A 16038-nucleotide genomic window follows, 5' to 3' on the forward strand; every position below is an offset into this window, starting at 1 on the left:
CCATCATTAGTAAAATTAATCATCATCGCAATGAGTAAGTTCTCACTTAATGTGAATTGTTATTCTGTAGGGCAAAGGGTTAAGAGTGCAAAGATCCCCCTATCACTATGAATTAGGCAGTTCAGTGAGGAAAAGCAGTAGAAGGACCGACCAGCAGATTATGCAGTTCAATAAAGCGTCCAACATCTAAGTGACAGAAAGATGACAAAAGATTCGGGCGACGACATGTTCATTTTCAGGATGGCGGTTTTTATGCTGTGGATCCAGCACAGACGCTGCTTGCAGGCAGATAAGCGATCGCTATTCTATGCCAGACGTGACGGTGAAAGTCCTCCTCAACAATTCGCCACAACCGCTCTCAACCAGGGCGAAGTAAGGCGATCGTGCCGGGCATGTTCAACCGCGTGGCTTAGTAAAAATCCGTCACGGGTCGTTTCTTTCTTTGAATAAGTGAGTGCGTAAGCAGTCATTCAGCGCGGGTGCTGCACCAGACTGGTGCGCTGATGCTTTGTACAGGTTACGTGGGTCTTTTAAGCTTTTACGGTATGATTGGGGCTATTGGCACGGAAGGAATCTTTTATGAAACAAATTCGTCTCTTAGCACAATATTATGTCGACCTGATGGTCAAGCTGGGACTGGTCCGCTTCTCATTGTTGCTGGCTTCAGCGCTGGTGGTCCTGGCGATGATCGTCCAGATGGCGGTCACCATGGTATTGCGCGGTCATGTCGAAAGTATCGATATGGTTCGATCGGTGTTTTTTGGCCTGTTGATTACGCCGTGGGCGGTCTATTTTCTCTCAGTCGTCGTTGAGCAGCTTGAAGAGTCGAGGCAGCGCCTGTCGCGGCTGGTCGATAAGCTGGAAGAGATGCGTCACCGCGATCTTGAGCTGAATCAGCAGATGAAAGAAAACATCACCCAGCTTAATCACGAAATTGCTGACCGTATCAAAGCTGAAGAGGCGCGTTTGCAGGTGATGGCCAAGCTGAAGGAAGAGATGGCCAGGCGCGAGGAAGCGCAGATCGAACTTGAGCAACAATCCTCCTTCCTGCGCTCATTTCTGGATGCATCACCCGACCTGGTCTTCTATCGCAACATTGATCAGCAGTTCTCCGGCTGTAACCGCGCGATGGAATTGCTGACGGGAAAAAGCGAAAAGCAACTGATTGGGCTGACGCCGCGCGATGTTTACGACGAAGATGCCGCCACTAAGGTCCTGGAAACGGATGATAAAGTCTTCCGTCACAACGTGTCGTTAACTTACGAGCAGTGGTTGCAGTATCCGGATGGGCGCAAAGCCTGCTTCGAAATTCGTAAAGTGCCTTATTACGACCGCATTGGTAAACGCAGTGGGCTGATGGGCTTCGGACGCGATATAACGGAACGTAAGCGCTACCAGGACGCTTTAGAGAATGCCAGCAGGGAAAAGACCACATTTATCTCCACAATCAGCCACGAGCTTCGTACGCCGCTTAATGGCATCGTCGGCCTGAGCCGTATTTTGCTGGATACCGATTTAAATCAGGAGCAGCTCAAATACCTGAAAACCATCCACGTCTCGGCAATCACCCTCGGCAATATCTTTAACGACGTGATCGAGATGGACAAAATCGAGCGACGTAAGGTCCAGCTGGATATTCAGCCGATGGATTTTACCGGCTTCCTAGCCGATCTTGAAAACCTCTCCGGGCTGCTGGCCCAGCCAAAAGAACTGAAGTTTGTGCTCGACCCGCAACTGCCGCTGCCTCACAAAATCATGACCGATGGCACGCGCCTGCGGCAGATCCTGTGGAACCTGATCGGCAATGCGGTGAAGTTCACCCAGAAGGGCAGCATTATTGTTCGCGTGGCGTATCTGGGCGAAGACTGCCTGCGCTTCGAAGTTGAAGACTCCGGTATGGGGATCCCGCAGGACGAGCAGGACAAGATTTTTGCCATGTATTACCAGGTGAAAGATCAGCATGGGGGCAAGCCTGCCACCGGGACCGGGATTGGTCTGGCCGTTTCGCGTCGGCTGGCACAAAGCATGGGCGGTGATATTACGGTTCACAGCGCGCCTGGCACAGGTTCCTGCTTTACCCTGACCGTGAATGCCCCCCGTATCGCTGAACAGCCGGAAGATCAGCAGCCAGCGGATGATATGCCGCTTCCTGCGCTTCACGTGCTGCTGGTTGAAGACATCGAGCTTAACGTGGTGGTTGCCCGCTCGGTGCTGGAAAAGCTCGGTAACAGCGTTGAGGTAGCGATGACGGGTGAAGAAGCACTCGCCATGTTCGACCCTGAAGAGTTTGATTTAGTGTTGCTCGATATTCAGCTGCCGGATATGACGGGCCTGGATGTCGCCCGTGAGATCCATCAGCGTCATGGCAAGCAACATTTGCCGCCGCTGGTCGCGTTGACCGCCAACGTGCTCAAGGACAAAAAAGAGTATCTGGATGCCGGGATGGATGATGTGCTGAGCAAACCGCTGGCCGTGCCGGCGCTGACCGCCATCATCAAAAAATACTGGGACTTTCAGCAAGACGAAGCCGAGGAACGCAAAGTGGACGAAAAGAAACTGGGATTACTGGACGTCACCATGCTTGAGCAATATATCGAGCTGGTGGGCCCGCAGTTGATTTACCAGAGCATGGAGATGTTCGAGCAGATGATGCCGGGCTATCTGGACGTGCTGGACTCAAACATGATGGCGCGCGATCAGAAAGGGATAGCGGAAGAGGGACACAAGATTAAAGGCGCGGCAGGTTCTGTAGGGTTGGTGCATTTACAGCAGTTGGCGAAACAAATTCAAAGTCCGGAGTTGCCAGCCTGGTGGGACAACGTTCAGGAATGGATTGACGAGTTGAAGCAAGAGTGGCGGAACGACGTGGACGTGTTACGGGAATGGGTTTCGGACGCTGGAAAAAAATGACCCCGACCGAGGCCGGGGTGCGCGAATACTGCGCCAACACCAGGGAAATGGGTAACCTGCGCTATTCTTAAAAGAAGAGTTTAAAAGCACAGGCGCGGTATTGGGTAAAACGCTCAGGAACTACCTTAGCAAATCTTACATCACATGTTACCAGATTCATTAAAATGTGTGATGTTGAGCAGCGATTTAAGACAGAAAACATTAATTTGATAACACAGTCAAGCTGGAAATGATTTTTTGCTCTGAATTGGTGGTTTTTTGAACGAATGTGGCTATTTTTTCGGGAATCCGATTGACGTGGTAGTGTAGCCAATACGTCGGCGCGCTAGCAACGCTGCTAATCAAAAATGGTCAGACTGCTTAAAAGTTTAACTCTCTGTATAACATATTCTTTTTGTGAGATTACGGTCTCGGTAATGAAACCGTTTACAGGGCGAATGATAAAAGCGCAATTGGAAGTTTTTACCGATTAATGAAGGCGTATCTAATAACTTTTGCGATCTGGATGAAGCGCTTATCTCGTTAGCCCAGTAAAAGCCCCTATTCAGAATCTTCTCAGGGTTTTGGGGTGCTTCCGACCTATTTTGCAAATGCTTAGGTAAGAAATTTATAAGCTATGCGAATCTTTTTTTATCAACTGATTCGGACCGCTTAACTGATGTTCCTGAGGATATTTTACGTTCGTTTGTTCAATGGAACCGATTCCTGAAGTGCGGAAGTGGTTGAAGCGGCTAGGACATTTTAATTATGGCCGGGCTTTATCCCTTAAAAGCGCCTTTTATTGGCAATGTTAGCGTCAGGTTCTTGTTTAAGATGAAAAGTGTCGTACAGCTATCCTCTTACAGGAATTGATAAGATAGTCATGGATATTATGGTATGAAAAAACGAAACAAAAAGGGTTTTCAACTGCTCAAAACGTGGGTTTTACGCGCGTTTTTGACCGTGATTGGCGCGTGGGTTGCGGGAATTTTACTGTTTTCATTTCTGCCGGTACCTTTCTCCGCTGTTATGGTAGAACGACAGCTAGGTGCCTGGTTTAGCGGCAATTTTAGTTATGTCGCGCACTCTGACTGGACCAGCATGGATGACATTTCCCCCTGGATGCCGCTGGCGGTAATGGCCTCTGAAGATCAGAAATTCCCGACGCATTGGGGTTTTGATGTGCAGGCCATTCAATCAGTGCTGGATAACGAAGAGGGAGGGCGGATCCGCGGCGCGTCGACCCTGTCTCAGCAGACCGCCAAGAACGTCTTTTTATGGGATGGCAGAAGCTGGGTACGCAAAGGCTTAGAAGCGGGACTGACGGTGGGAATTGAAACCGTCTGGACCAAAAGACGTATTCTGACTGTTTACCTGAATGTGGCCGAGTTTGGTGACGGCGTTTTCGGCGTTGAGGAAGCCTCTCAGCGCTACTTCCATAAGCCAGCGAGTCGTCTGACAATGTCTGAAGCCGCACTGCTAGCGGCCGTATTACCGAATCCAATTCGTTTTAAAGCCGATGCACCGTCAGGCTATATCCGGCAGCGTCAGCAGTGGATTTTGCGTCAGATGAGGCAGCTTGGGGGAGAGGGATTTTTACGCGAACATAAGCTGATGTGAGAACGTTTTCCCAGGCATAATCGGTGATTATACCTGGGATAAAAACGGTTAATCTTCGTCGAAACCGGCGTTAAAAAGCTCAATTACCGCACTCAGCGCCTTCTCTTCTTCCGGGCCTGATGCCTCAATTTCAATATGACCGCCCTTGGCTGAATCCAGCATCAACAGGGCTATCACGCTGCTGGCCTCCGCTTCAGTGCCACTCTCATTACGCAGTAATACTTCCGCATCAAAACTCTGCACCAGTTCGAAAAGTTTCATGGCCGGGCGCGCGTGCATTCCCAGCTTATTTTTGATCTCAACGGTTTGCCTGACAGTCATGATTTACGTTTTTCCAGCGTGCGATGACGGGACTGGACATTTTTACCGCGTGAGCGGAAATAGTCAGCCAGCTGTTCAGCGATATAGACGGAACGGTGTTTACCCCCGGTGCAACCGATGGCAACAGTAAGATAGCTACGGTTGTTAGTTTCCAGCATCGGCAACCACAATTCCAGATAGCTTCGGGTCTGATAAATGAAGTTATGCACTTCCGTATGGCGGTCGAGAAACGCCGCTACCGGGCGATCCAGGCCGGTCATCGGACGCAGTTTTGGATCCCAATGGGGATTCGGCAAAAAGCGCACATCGAAGACGTAGTCTGCATCGATGGGAATACCGTGCTTGTAGCCGAAGGATTCGAAAACCATCGTCAGCTCGCGCTCGCGTTTACCCAGTAAGCGCGTCCGCAGCATCTCGGCCAACTCGTGCACCGACATCTCGGAGGTATCAACAATCAGGTCAGCGCGAGAGCGCAGCGGTTCCAGCAGCTCATTCTCTTCGTCAATGGCGCTCTCCAGCGATAAATTCTTGCTGGAAAGAGGGTGCAGGCGGCGAGTATCGCTATAGCGACGGATCAGCGTGTTGCGATCGGCATCGAGAAACAGCAGTTGAGGTGAAAAGCTGTCCGGCAGGCTGGTCAGGGCTTTTTCGAACACTTCTGGTGACTCAGGCATATTGCGCACGTCGATGCTGACCGCAGCAGACATGTTGCGGTCGGCCAGAGAATTAGCCAATTCAGGCAGTAAAACCACGGGTAAGTTATCCACGCAGTAAAAGCCCATATCCTCCAGTGCTCTCAAGGCGACAGACTTACCCGATCCCGATCGACCGCTGACAATCATCAGCACCATGACTTCTTCTCCTGAATTTGCCTGTTTGAGGGTATTCAGCCCTGGTTGCTAAGGCCGCCAGAATAACCCACATGCTTAAAATGAGCCGGGGCTTCCACGCCCGGTATGATCAGTGGCTCTCCTCAGGAGTCTCAGCCATGATCTCGTATAGCTCTTCATCAGTCTGCGCAGCGCGCAGGCGGCGACACACGGTTTTATCCGCCAGACGTTTGGCAACCAGCGATAGCGTATGCAAATGCGTTTTGCACTGATCGGCAGGCACCAGTAAGGCGAAAAGCAGATCTACCGGTTGATTATCAATGGCATCAAAAGCGATCGGCTGATCGAGGCGGATAAAAACGCCCACCGCACGCAGGGTATCTTCTACCAGTTTGCCATGCGGGATCGCGATACCATTACCAATTCCGGTACTGCCCATACGTTCACGGGTCAGAATCGCTTCGAAGATGGTCTGGTGCGGAAGGTTAAGCTGTTTAGCCGCCAGCTCGCTGATGATTTCCAGCGCCCGCTTCTTACTCTGGCAATGGACGCCGCTGCGGGTGCAGGACACATTCAGTACCGAGCTCAGTTCCAGTGTTAATTCATTGTTCATCATAGTTTCACTTACGTGTTCACTTCTGCCTGGCAAAATTACGGGACACATCTTCACCTGAAAAGAGGGGAGAGGGTCATCGGTCGACTGCTCAGCCTGCCTGATTGATTAACGGCCCGGCTCCCCGATTAAAGGGAGCCGAGCCGGTTATCTTACGTCATGCCTGATCCTAAGATTAGGGTGGCGAAGAAATAATCAATGCTTGAGTGAAATTTAGTGCTGCTTCAGCTTGTCTTTATGTTTATTGAGCTGGCGCGTCAGCTTGTCTATCAAGCCGTCAACCGCCGCGTACATATCTTTCCCTTCCGAGGTGGCATGCAACTCACCGCCATTCACATGCAAAGTCGCATCCGCTACCTGAGTGACCTTTTCGACCTTCAGTACAATATAGACCTGATTAATTCGATCAAAGTACTGTTCCAGTTTGGCAAATTTGGTCGTCACGAAATCACGCAATGGTTCAGTGATTTCCACGTTCTGCCCGGTAATGTTGAGTTGCATACATTCTTCCTTATCTGTTCGATCAGACCAGCTGTTTACGCTGGTTTGAGGGCGGGATGGATAAAGACTCTCGGTACTTTGCAACAGTGCGCCGCGCTACCATGATCCCTTGATTAGAGAGCAAAGTCGTGAGCTTGCTGTCGCTCAGTGGTTTGGCGGGATTCTCCGCCGAGATTAATTTTTTCACCAGTGCGCGTATCGCCGTGGAGGAAGCTTCGCCACCACTCTCGGTGTTGACGTGACTGGAGAAAAAATACTTCAATTCAAAAATTCCGCGCGGACTGTGCAGATACTTCTGCGTGGTCACGCGGGAAATGGTGGATTCATGCATATCCACGGCACTGGCGATATCCGCCAACACCATGGGGCGCATAAATTCTTCGCCCTGTTCGAAAAACGCCTGCTGCTGATCGACGATGCAGCGCGTCACTTTCAGCAGCGTGTCATTACGGCTTTCCAGACTTTTTATCAGCCACTTCGCTTCCTGCAAATTGCTGCGGATAAACTGGCTGTCACTGTCGTTACGCGTCGAACCGCCGAGTGAAGCATAATGCTGATTAATCTTCAGCCTGGGTACGCTGTCTGAATTCAGTTCCACCGTCCAGCGATTGCTGGCTTTGCGTACCAGCACATCCGGGATGACATATTCCGGCTCGGTAGTATTAATCGACTGACCCGGACGCGGATCGAGCGACTGAATTACCTGCATGGCGTTTTTAAGCACGTCTTCCTTCAGCCGCGTCACGCGCATCAGGCTACGGAAGTCATGATTAGCCAGTAAGTCCAGATGTTCGCTGACAATCAGCCTTGCTTCTTTCAGGCACAATGCGTCAGGCGGGAACTGGGAAAGCTGGACCAGCAGGCAATCCCGTAGATCGCGGGCACAGACGCCAACGGGATCGAAGCGCTGAACGCGTTTCAATACCGCTTCCACTTCATCCATGGTCAATTCATCGTTGCCAATGCTGTCGAGGATCTCATCCAGCGAGGCGGTCAGATAACCGGTGTCGTCCACGGCATCGACAATCGAGGTCGCGATCGCCCGGTCAGTTTCGGTAAACGGGGTTAACTCCACCTGCCACATCAGGTAATCCTGAAGGGTCTGCGTGGTTTCACCTTGATAGACCGGCAGCTCGTCGTCGTGATAATCGGTTCCGGTGCCTGACGGCGTTCCGGCGGTATAAATTTCGTCCCAGGTCGCATCCAGAGGCAGCTCTTCGGGCATGTCCTTCTGTTCCAGCGCTTCCCTGGTATCCAGAGCCTCTTTCTCCTGATATTCGCGTACGTCCACTTCCTCATGAATGTCGGTTTGTTCAAGCAACGGATTACTTTCCAGCGCCAGCTGAATTTCCTGCTGTAGTTCAAGCGTAGAGAGCTGCAGCAAACGGATCGCCTGTTGCAGTTGTGGCGTCATGGCAAGCTGTTGGCTAAGCCTGAGTTGCAAACCTTGCTTCATATTCAGGATACTAATTCCTCGAAAATCTTACCTGGTTTTAACACCTTATCAGAGTCTGAACTCTTCGCCCAAATAGACTCTTTTAACTTGTTCATCCTCCAGAATTTCTGCCGGAGTTCCATGAGCAATTAAGTGCCCCTGGCTGACGATGTAAGCGCGCTCACATACCGCCAGCGTTTCACGCACGTTATGGTCGGTGATCAGCACGCCAAGGCCGCTGTCACGCAGGTGTTCGATAATCTTTTTGATATCAATAACTGAAATCGGGTCAACACCGGCAAAGGGCTCATCAAGCAAGATGAACTTTGGATTGGCGGCCAGCGCGCGGGCAATCTCAACACGACGACGTTCGCCACCGGATAATGCCTGACCCATGCTGTTGCGCAGATGCTCGATGTGGAATTCGCTCATCAGTTCATTGGCGCGGTCTTCGCGTTGTTCTGTGGTCAGATCGTCGCGGATCTGCAGTACGGCCATCAGGTTGTCATAGACGCTCAGGCGGCGGAAGATCGACGCTTCCTGCGGCAGATAGCCAATCCCACGGCGAGCGCGGGCGTGCAACGGTAAGATACTGATGTCTTCATCATCAATGACGATACGACCCGCATCACGCGGCACAATGCCAACCACCATGTAAAAGGTGGTGGTTTTGCCGGCGCCATTTGGACCTAACAGGCCAACAATCTCACCGGATTTGACCTGCAAACTGACATCTTCGACCACGCGACGGCCTTTGTAAGCCTTCGCCAGGTTTTCCGCAATTAACGTAGCCATAGCTGATTAGTTACTCTTTTTTGGGCCGGTAGACTGGGTGCCTTTGTCCTGCAACTGGGAAGGAACCAGGATGGTCGTCACGCGTTTGCCGCTGCTGCCATAAGCCTGCATTTTCTGCTCTTTCACCAGATAGGTAATCCGGTCACCCTTCACGTTGCTGTCGAGCTGCTCCAGATAAGCATTACCGGTCAACTCGACAAAATCTTTCGCCAGCTCATAATGCATTTTTTGCGCATGGCCTTTCACCGGCTTACCGTTGTCCTGCATCTGGTAGAAGGTGGCAGGATTACCATAAGCATCGACGATGGTTTTCTTGCTGTCGCCATCCGGGCGAGTGACCACGACTTTATCCGCGGTGATTTTGATCGAGCCCTGGGTCACGATGACGTTGCCGGTAAAGGTGGCAACGTTACCCTGCATATCAAGGGCCTGATTTTCGGAATCGACGTTCACCGGTTTATCGGAGTCGCCGGTCAGCGCCAGAGCCGGCAGGCTGGTAGCCAGCAGCAAGCTGAGCGCCAGGAACTTAAGGTTGTTTTGCATTTTGGATTTCATAAGAGGTTTTGACCTTTTCAATCAGCTCGGCTGTTTTCTTCCGTAAATTTCCACGCATCTTCATCCCGGTAGAGTTGAAGCTACTGCCATAAAGCGTGACCTGATCATCCGACGTTACATCCTGGGTGACGAGGTTCACTATGGCATTATCGGTCTTAATCCGCTCAAGTTGAGCATCCTGAGTCAGGCTGTTGACCTCTACGTGGCCGTAAAGATACAGCATACGGTCATTGGTCAGCTTGGCTTTGTCTGCCCGGATAGACCAGGTCGGAATTTTGTTTTCGTCGTACGTGGTCATCACCGGGTTTTCGAACCAGCTGACGGCCTCAGTGGAAAAATAGGTCACTTTGTCCGACACCAGCTTGTAGTTCAGACCACCCTGAGGGTTGTAGACCACAGTATTTGAGCTCTGGCTGGTGTAGGTGGGATTCTGGTCGCTGTTGGCAACAGGTTGTGCGCTGTCATCCGGACCGGCCAGATTCCAGCCAATCAGCACAATGGCCACCAAAGCCAGTAACAGCGTGATCCAACGTCTGGTTTTACTCATACAGACTGCCCTTTGGCCTCATCAAACTTATCCTGTGCTATCAAAATCAGATCGCAAATTTCACGCACCGCTCCCCGACCACCGGCAATACGGGTTACGTAGTTTGCGCGAGGAAGCAGGACCGGGTGGGCATCAGCCACGGTAACGCTGAGACCGACTTCGGCCATCACCGGCCAGTCAATCAGGTCGTCACCGATGTAAGCCACCTGCTCGGGGCGAAGTGCTAGTGTATCCAGAAGTTCACGGAAGGCCAAAAGCTTATCAGATTGTCCCTGGTAAAGATGCGTAATCCCGAGCGTGGCACAGCGATCTTCCAGCAATTTTGCCTTCCGGCCGGTAATAATGGCCACTTCCACGTCGGATGTCAGCAGGCAACGAATACCATAGCCGTCGCGGACGTTGAAAGCTTTCAGCTCTTCTCCGCTGTTGCCCTGATAGATCACGCCATCGGACATGACGCCATCAACATCACAAATTAACAGTCTGACCTCGCGCGCGCGGGTCATGACATCAAGGCTGACCTCGCCATAGCAAGTTTCAACCCACTCTGCAGCAGTACTCATTTGTCTTCTGTTCCTTGTTAAACCACGCCAGCGCGCAGCATGTCATGCATATGCACCACGCCCAGCAGCGTGTCACCGTCAGCCACCATCACGACGGTAATATTCCTGCTTTGCATCAGGTTGAGCGCATCCACCGCCAGCAGATTTGGGCGGACCCGAATGCCGCCTGAGGTCATCACGCTGGCAATGTCGGCCGTCTGGAAATCAATGCCCATATCAAACACCCTGCGCAGGTCACCATCGGTAAAGATGCCTTCGATCTTCATCAGATCGTTGCAAATTACCGTCATGCCCATGTTTTTGCGGGTAATTTCAAGCAGCGCATCCCGCAAAGAAGCCTCGCGGCTGACATGCGGGATCTCATCACCGGTGTGCATAATATCATTGACGGTTAACAACAGCTTACGGCCAAGTGCGCCGCCCGGATGGGACAGGGCAAAGTCTTCGGCAGTGAAGCCACGCGCTTTCAACAGCGCAACCGCCAAGGCATCACCCATCACCAGTGTCGCGGTGGTGCTGGTGGTCGGCGCCAGGCCCAGAGGGCAGGCTTCATGCGGTACTTTAACACACAGATGAATATCAGCGGCACGACCCATTGCGCTCTCGGGTTTGCTGGTCATGCAAATCAGTGAGACGTGCAGCCGCTTTAACACCGGGATAAGGGCCAGAATTTCAGAGGATTCGCCGGAATTGGAGATGGCGATGACAATATCGCCCGCGCTTACCATGCCTAAATCGCCGTGGCTGGCTTCAGCAGGATGAACAAAGAAAGCGGGTGTACCGGTGCTGGCAAAGGTCGCGGCCATCTTTTTGCCGATGTGACCCGACTTGCCCATGCCCATTACCACGACTTTCCCTGAACAGCTGAAGATGCGCTGACATGCCTGGGTGAAATCGTCGTTGATGTATTGATCAAGCTGCTCCAGACCCTGACGTTCGATATTCAGGACATCTTTCCCGGCTTGCTGAAAGTCAAAGCCGGGTTCGAGGTTGCCAGGTGCCATAATTTCCATTCCTTTTTACCAGAGGGTAGCCGAAGGCAGCCAGTAGAGCAGTGCAACCCAGGCAACAAAGCCAGAGAGCAGTAGCGCACCGGCCACGCGGCCGATACAGCGGCTGCGCTGTAAACAGATTAAGGTAAATAGCGCGCTGACGCCCAGCATGACCCAATAGTCACGAGCGAACGCGTGCATATCCATATCCCCTGGGTGAATCAGTGCCGGAACGCCCAGGACAATCGCAATATTGTAGATGTTGGAACCAATAAGGTTGCCAATAGCGATATCATCTTCGCCTTTGAGTGCGCCCGCGATCACCGTCGCCAGTTCAGGCAGGCTGGTGCCAACGGAAATCACCGTCAGGCCAATAATCAGTTCGCTGATGCCGAAGAAGTCCGCAATCACCGTGGCGTTATCGATGACCATCCGCGTAGACATCGGCAGTATAATCAACGCCACCGCCAGCCATAAAAAGGCGACGGTATTACCGGTATCGTCGCGCGGCAGCTCAGCCAGCTGCTCCCGTGTCAGCGAGTCGTTGTTTTCGCGTTCGGCTTTACGGGCAATTTTGATAATAAAGAGTAAATAAGCCGCCGCAATGGCGATCAAGGCCACGCCATCATTGCGGCTGAGGTTATTATCAAACAGCATTACGCCACATAATAATGTGACCAGCAGCATCAGTGGCAGTTCACGACGAACCAGATTTGAATGCACCGTAAGGGGATGAAGCAGGGCAGCGCCACCGAGGATCAGCAAAATATTGGTAATGTTCGATCCCATGGCCGTGCCCACGGCGATATCCATCTGTCCATGGGTTGCTGCGGAGAAAGAGACAATCAGCTCAGGTAGCGAGGTGCCTATTCCGACCACCGTCATACCAATAATCAGCGGGGGAATACCCAGCGCGCGGCTCAGAATAGCGGCACTGAAGACCAGACGATCGGCACCATATACCAGCAGAACTAAACCGATAACCAACAGTGCTATAGCTACGAGCATGAAATGTCCTTTGATCGGGTATAATCGTCGGCTGGCCTTGCGCGACGAGTAAAGCAAGGGTGTTAAGTTATTGTGCTGATTTTGACGGTCTGGGAGCGAAAAGTAAAACTTATGCCAACTTTAGCCACGTCTTCGAGGTAAGTTTCTGTAAAAGTGTCCTGTCCGATGGGTTATACGTTACCATCGGAGATAAATTTAATGCCTGAAATGTGGAGAGGTAACTATGAGCCAGACGGAGACGAATTTGGTGGATGTCCGGGGCGTGAGCTTTGCCCGTGGAGATCGCCCAGTATTCGATAACATCTCGCTGACTGTGCCAAAAGGGAAAGTGACCGCTATTATGGGGCCATCAGGCATTGGTAAAACCACCTTATTACGTCTGATTGGTGGCCAGTTACGCCCTGACAGCGGAGAAATCTGGTTTAACGGCGAAAATATTCCCAGCCTGACTCGCTCTCGCTTATATGAAGCCAGAAAAAAAATGAGCATGCTGTTCCAGTCCGGTGCGCTATTCACGGATCTTACCGTCTTTGATAATGTCGCCTGGCCGCTGCGTGAACACACTCAGCTTCCCCCGCAGTTGCTGCACAGCACGGTGATGATGAAACTGGAAGCGGTAGGATTACGCGGAGCGGCACAGCTGAAACCTTCCGAACTTTCAGGCGGCATGGCACGACGTGCGGCGCTGGCCCGTGCGATTGCCTTAGAGCCTGACCTGATCATGTTCGATGAGCCTTTCGTCGGCCAGGATCCCATTACCATGGGCGTGCTGGTCAAACTGATTGATGAACTCAACCATTCGCTGGGGATGACCTGCATTGTGGTTTCTCACGATGTTCCGGAAGTGCTCAGTATCGCTGACTACGCTTATATTATTGCCGGGCAGAAGGTGATTGCTCAGGGAACGGCTAAATCCCTGCATGAAAATGAAGATGCGCGTGTCCGCCAGTTTATTGATGGTATCGCCGATGGTCCGGTACCGTTTCGTTTTCCTGCAGGCGATTATCTGCAAGACTTAACCGGTTCAGGGAGTTAACTAACTGATGTTTTTACGTGCGCTTGGACGACAGGGGATCAATACCTGTGCTTCCTTTGGTCGTGCCGGATTAATGCTCTTTCACGCGCTGGTGGGTATTCCCCGCTTTCGCAAGCACGCGCCACTGCTGATAAAACAGCTTTACAGTATTGGTGTACTGTCACTGCTGATCGTGGTGGTATCGGGCTTATTTATTGGCATGGTACTGGGATTGCAGGGCTATCTGGTTTTAAACACCTACGGTGCCGACAGCAGTCTTGGCATGTTAGTGGCGCTTTCGCTGCTGCGCGAGCTGGGGCCGGTTGTGACTGCGCTGCTGTTTGCGGGCCGGGCAGGCTCTGCCTTAACGGCGGAAATTGGCCTGATGAAAGCCACTGAACAGCTCTCCAGTATGGAGATGATGGCGGTCGATCCCCTGCGTCGGATTATTTCACCCCGGTTTTGGGCGGGCTTTATCAGCATGCCCTTGCTGACGCTGATTTTTGTGGCGGTTGGTATCATGGGCGGCGCCATTGTTGGCGTCAGCTGGAAAGGCATCGACAGTGGGTTCTTCTGGTCGGCGATGCAAAATGCTGTTGATGTGCGCACGGACATTCTTAACTGCGTAATCAAAAGTGCGGTCTTCGCCTTCACGGTGACCTGGATTGCTCTGTTCAATGGCTATGATGCTATCCCGACTTCGGAAGGGATCAGCCGGGCAACCACTCGCACTGTGGTACATGCTTCTCTGGCGGTACTCGGTTTAGATTTTGTGCTGACTGCACTGATGTTTGGGAACTGATTCAATGCAAACGAAAAAAAGCGAAATTTGGGTAGGTGTGTTTTTATTACTGGCGCTGTTTGCGGCACTGTTTCTTTGCCTGCGCGTGGCAGATTTGCAATCGCTGGGCAGCACGCCAACCTGGAAACTCTATGCGACTTTCGACAATATTGGCGGTCTGAAAAGCGGGTCACCGGTCAAAGTGGGCGGTGTGGTGATTGGTCGGGTATCCGACATTGAACTTGATCCAAAAACTTACTCGCCGCGCGTTACGATGGATATCGAAGACCAATATAATCAACTGCCTGACACCAGCTCGCTGGCGATCAGAACCTCCGGTCTGTTGGGGGAGCAATTCCTGGCGCTGAATGTCGGTTTTGACGATCCCGATATGGGAACCGCTATGCTTAAAGATGGCAGCACCATTCAGGACACCAAATCGGCGATGGTGCTGGAAGACCTGATTGGCCAGTTCTTGTATAAGAGCGGCAATGGTAATGACAAGAAAGATGATTCGTCGGCGGCACCGGAAGCTAACGGGCAACCCGCGCCGGCGGCTACGACTACACCATAAGAGGACAAGCCATGTTTAAACGTTTCCTGATGATGGCAATGCTGGTTATTGCCCCGGTTGCAGCCAATGCGGCAGCAGATCAAACCAATCCTTATCAGCTGATGAACGAAGCAGCAGGGAAAACCTTCACCCGGCTGAAGACCGAACAGCCTAAAATCAAACAGGATCCTGACTATCTGCGTCAGATCGTGCGTGAAGAGCTGTTGCCGTATGTGCAAATCAAATACGCCGGCGCGTTGGTGTTAGGTCGTTATTACAAAGATGCGACGCCTGCGCAGCGCGATGCGTACTTCAAAGCCTTTGGTGATTATCTGGCACAGGCCTATGGTCAGGCGCTGGCGCTGTATAACGGGCAGACTTACCAGATTGCTCCTGAGCAATCCTATGCAGACAAAACCATTATCGCAATTCGCGTCACCATTGTTGATCCGAACGGTCGTCCCCCTGTGCGTCTGGACTTCCAGTGGCGCAAAAACAGCCGCAGCGGCGACTGGCAGGCGTATGACATGATTGCTGAAGGGGTAAGCATGATTACCACTAAGCAAAATGAGTGGAGCGACACGCTGCGTCAGAAGGGCATCGATGGCCTGACCGAGCAGCTGAAGTCTTACGCTAAGCAGCCCATCACGTTGGATAAACAGCAGTAATGAGCGATCAACTGAGCTGGCGTCTTGAGGCGAACCAGTTACATTTGTCCGGCGAACTGCAGCGCGAAACCCTGTTAGCGCTCTGGAAGCAGCGCGAGACGGTAATGAAACAGATCGATACAATCGACGTTTCTGAACTGGATCGGGTTGATTCGGCTGGGCTGGCGCTGCTGGTTCATCTGCGGCAGATAGCATTACAACAGGGCAAAGCGCCCCAATTTACGGGCATCAACGATAAACTTCATTCGTTGATTACCCTGTATAACTTGCAGCAGATCATTGTTTCCCGCGGATAAAATGCCTGGCGGAAACTGAACAGAAAGAGCCCCTGCACCGTCAGGGGCTTTTTGCT

Annotated in this window: 18 protein-coding genes; 7 read left to right on the plus strand and 11 right to left on the minus strand. The window is 51.9% G+C overall.

Features of this window, described 5'->3' with window-relative positions; translation table 11 throughout:
• Nucleotides 1–579 precede the first annotated feature (579 nt).
• Nucleotides 580–2910, plus strand: coding sequence for an aerobic respiration two-component sensor histidine kinase ArcB (gene arcB, locus AC1UKS_RS02560; protein ID WP_265909763.1), 2331 nt, complete (start codon nt 580–582; stop codon nt 2908–2910).
• A gap of 876 nt (nt 2911–3786) precedes the next feature.
• Nucleotides 3787–4509 (plus strand): monofunctional biosynthetic peptidoglycan transglycosylase, encoded by a 723-nt coding sequence (mtgA, locus tag AC1UKS_RS02565; protein ID WP_265909762.1) that lies wholly within the window; start codon nt 3787–3789, stop codon nt 4507–4509.
• A gap of 48 nt (nt 4510–4557) precedes the next feature.
• Here the strand turns inward: mtgA and npr are convergent, their stop codons facing one another.
• From npr to AC1UKS_RS02620, 11 genes are all read right to left on the minus strand, one after another.
• Nucleotides 4558–4830 carry a PTS phosphocarrier protein NPr gene (gene npr, locus AC1UKS_RS02570; protein WP_013204056.1) on the minus strand — a complete coding sequence of 91 codons (273 nt, stop codon included), beginning with the start codon at nt 4828–4830 and terminating at the stop codon, nt 4558–4560.
• Nucleotides 4827–5681 (minus strand): RNase adapter RapZ, encoded by an 855-nt coding sequence (gene rapZ, locus AC1UKS_RS02575; RefSeq protein WP_013204055.1) that lies wholly within the window; start codon nt 5679–5681, stop codon nt 4827–4829. The genes npr and rapZ overlap by 4 nt, the downstream gene beginning before the upstream one ends.
• Nucleotides 5682–5790: 109 nt before the next feature.
• Nucleotides 5791–6273 carry a PTS IIA-like nitrogen regulatory protein PtsN gene (gene ptsN / locus AC1UKS_RS02580; protein WP_173363019.1) on the minus strand — a complete coding sequence of 161 codons (483 nt, stop codon included), beginning with the start codon at nt 6271–6273 and terminating at the stop codon, nt 5791–5793.
• A gap of 213 nt (nt 6274–6486) precedes the next feature.
• Entirely contained in the window at nt 6487–6774 is a 288-nt protein-coding gene (gene hpf, locus AC1UKS_RS02585; protein WP_013204053.1) for a ribosome hibernation promoting factor, read from the minus strand.
• Nucleotides 6775–6796: 22 nt separating this feature from the next.
• Nucleotides 6797–8230 carry an RNA polymerase factor sigma-54 gene (rpoN, locus tag AC1UKS_RS02590; protein WP_482435616.1) on the minus strand — a complete coding sequence of 478 codons (1434 nt, stop codon included), beginning with the start codon at nt 8228–8230 and terminating at the stop codon, nt 6797–6799.
• 48 nt (nt 8231–8278) lie between these two features.
• Entirely contained in the window at nt 8279–9004 is a 726-nt protein-coding gene (lptB, locus tag AC1UKS_RS02595) for an LPS export ABC transporter ATP-binding protein (protein WP_265909760.1), read from the minus strand.
• A 6-nt stretch (nt 9005–9010) separates the two neighbouring features.
• Nucleotides 9011–9559: a lipopolysaccharide ABC transporter substrate-binding protein LptA gene (gene lptA / locus AC1UKS_RS02600; RefSeq protein ID WP_134822859.1), complete on the minus strand. Its 549-nt coding sequence runs from the start codon at nt 9557–9559 to the stop codon at nt 9011–9013.
• Entirely contained in the window at nt 9531–10106 is a 576-nt protein-coding gene (gene lptC / locus AC1UKS_RS02605) for an LPS export ABC transporter periplasmic protein LptC (RefSeq protein WP_013204049.1), read from the minus strand. Before lptC ends, lptA begins: the two co-directional genes overlap by 29 nt.
• Entirely contained in the window at nt 10103–10669 is a 567-nt protein-coding gene (kdsC, locus tag AC1UKS_RS02610) for a 3-deoxy-manno-octulosonate-8-phosphatase KdsC (RefSeq protein WP_013204048.1), read from the minus strand. Before kdsC ends, lptC begins: the two co-directional genes overlap by 4 nt.
• 17 nt (nt 10670–10686) lie before the next feature.
• Nucleotides 10687–11673, minus strand: coding sequence for an arabinose-5-phosphate isomerase KdsD (gene kdsD, locus AC1UKS_RS02615; protein ID WP_265909757.1), 987 nt, complete (start codon nt 11671–11673; stop codon nt 10687–10689).
• Between the two features lie 15 nt (nt 11674–11688).
• The gene (locus AC1UKS_RS02620) at nt 11689–12669 is read right to left on the minus strand and encodes a calcium/sodium antiporter (protein WP_482435618.1); all 981 of its coding nucleotides are present in this window, start codon (nt 12667–12669) and stop codon (nt 11689–11691) included.
• 223 nt (nt 12670–12892) lie between these two features.
• Here AC1UKS_RS02620 and mlaF point away from each other — a divergent pair, with 223 nt between their 5' ends.
• Genes mlaF through mlaB form a run of 5 tightly spaced genes read left to right on the plus strand, consistent with a single transcriptional unit; the run spans nt 12893 to nt 15982 of the window.
• Entirely contained in the window at nt 12893–13705 is an 813-nt protein-coding gene (gene mlaF, locus AC1UKS_RS02625) for a phospholipid ABC transporter ATP-binding protein MlaF (protein WP_013204045.1), read from the plus strand.
• A 7-nt stretch (nt 13706–13712) separates the two neighbouring features.
• Nucleotides 13713–14486 carry a lipid asymmetry maintenance ABC transporter permease subunit MlaE gene (gene mlaE / locus AC1UKS_RS02630; protein WP_013204044.1) on the plus strand — a complete coding sequence of 258 codons (774 nt, stop codon included), beginning with the start codon at nt 13713–13715 and terminating at the stop codon, nt 14484–14486.
• A gap of 4 nt (nt 14487–14490) precedes the next feature.
• Nucleotides 14491–15039 carry an outer membrane lipid asymmetry maintenance protein MlaD gene (gene mlaD, locus AC1UKS_RS02635; RefSeq protein ID WP_106381966.1) on the plus strand — a complete coding sequence of 183 codons (549 nt, stop codon included), beginning with the start codon at nt 14491–14493 and terminating at the stop codon, nt 15037–15039.
• 11 nt (nt 15040–15050) lie between these two features.
• On the plus strand, nt 15051–15686 hold the full coding sequence (gene mlaC / locus AC1UKS_RS02640; protein ID WP_013204042.1) for a phospholipid-binding protein MlaC: 636 nt from the start codon (nt 15051–15053) through the stop codon (nt 15684–15686).
• Entirely contained in the window at nt 15686–15982 is a 297-nt protein-coding gene (gene mlaB, locus AC1UKS_RS02645) for a lipid asymmetry maintenance protein MlaB (protein ID WP_013204041.1), read from the plus strand. The genes mlaC and mlaB overlap by 1 nt, the downstream gene beginning before the upstream one ends.
• Nucleotides 15983–16038 lie beyond the last annotated feature (56 nt).

It is taken from the genome of Erwinia sp. AK-PDG3-5 (genome assembly GCF_056821705.1).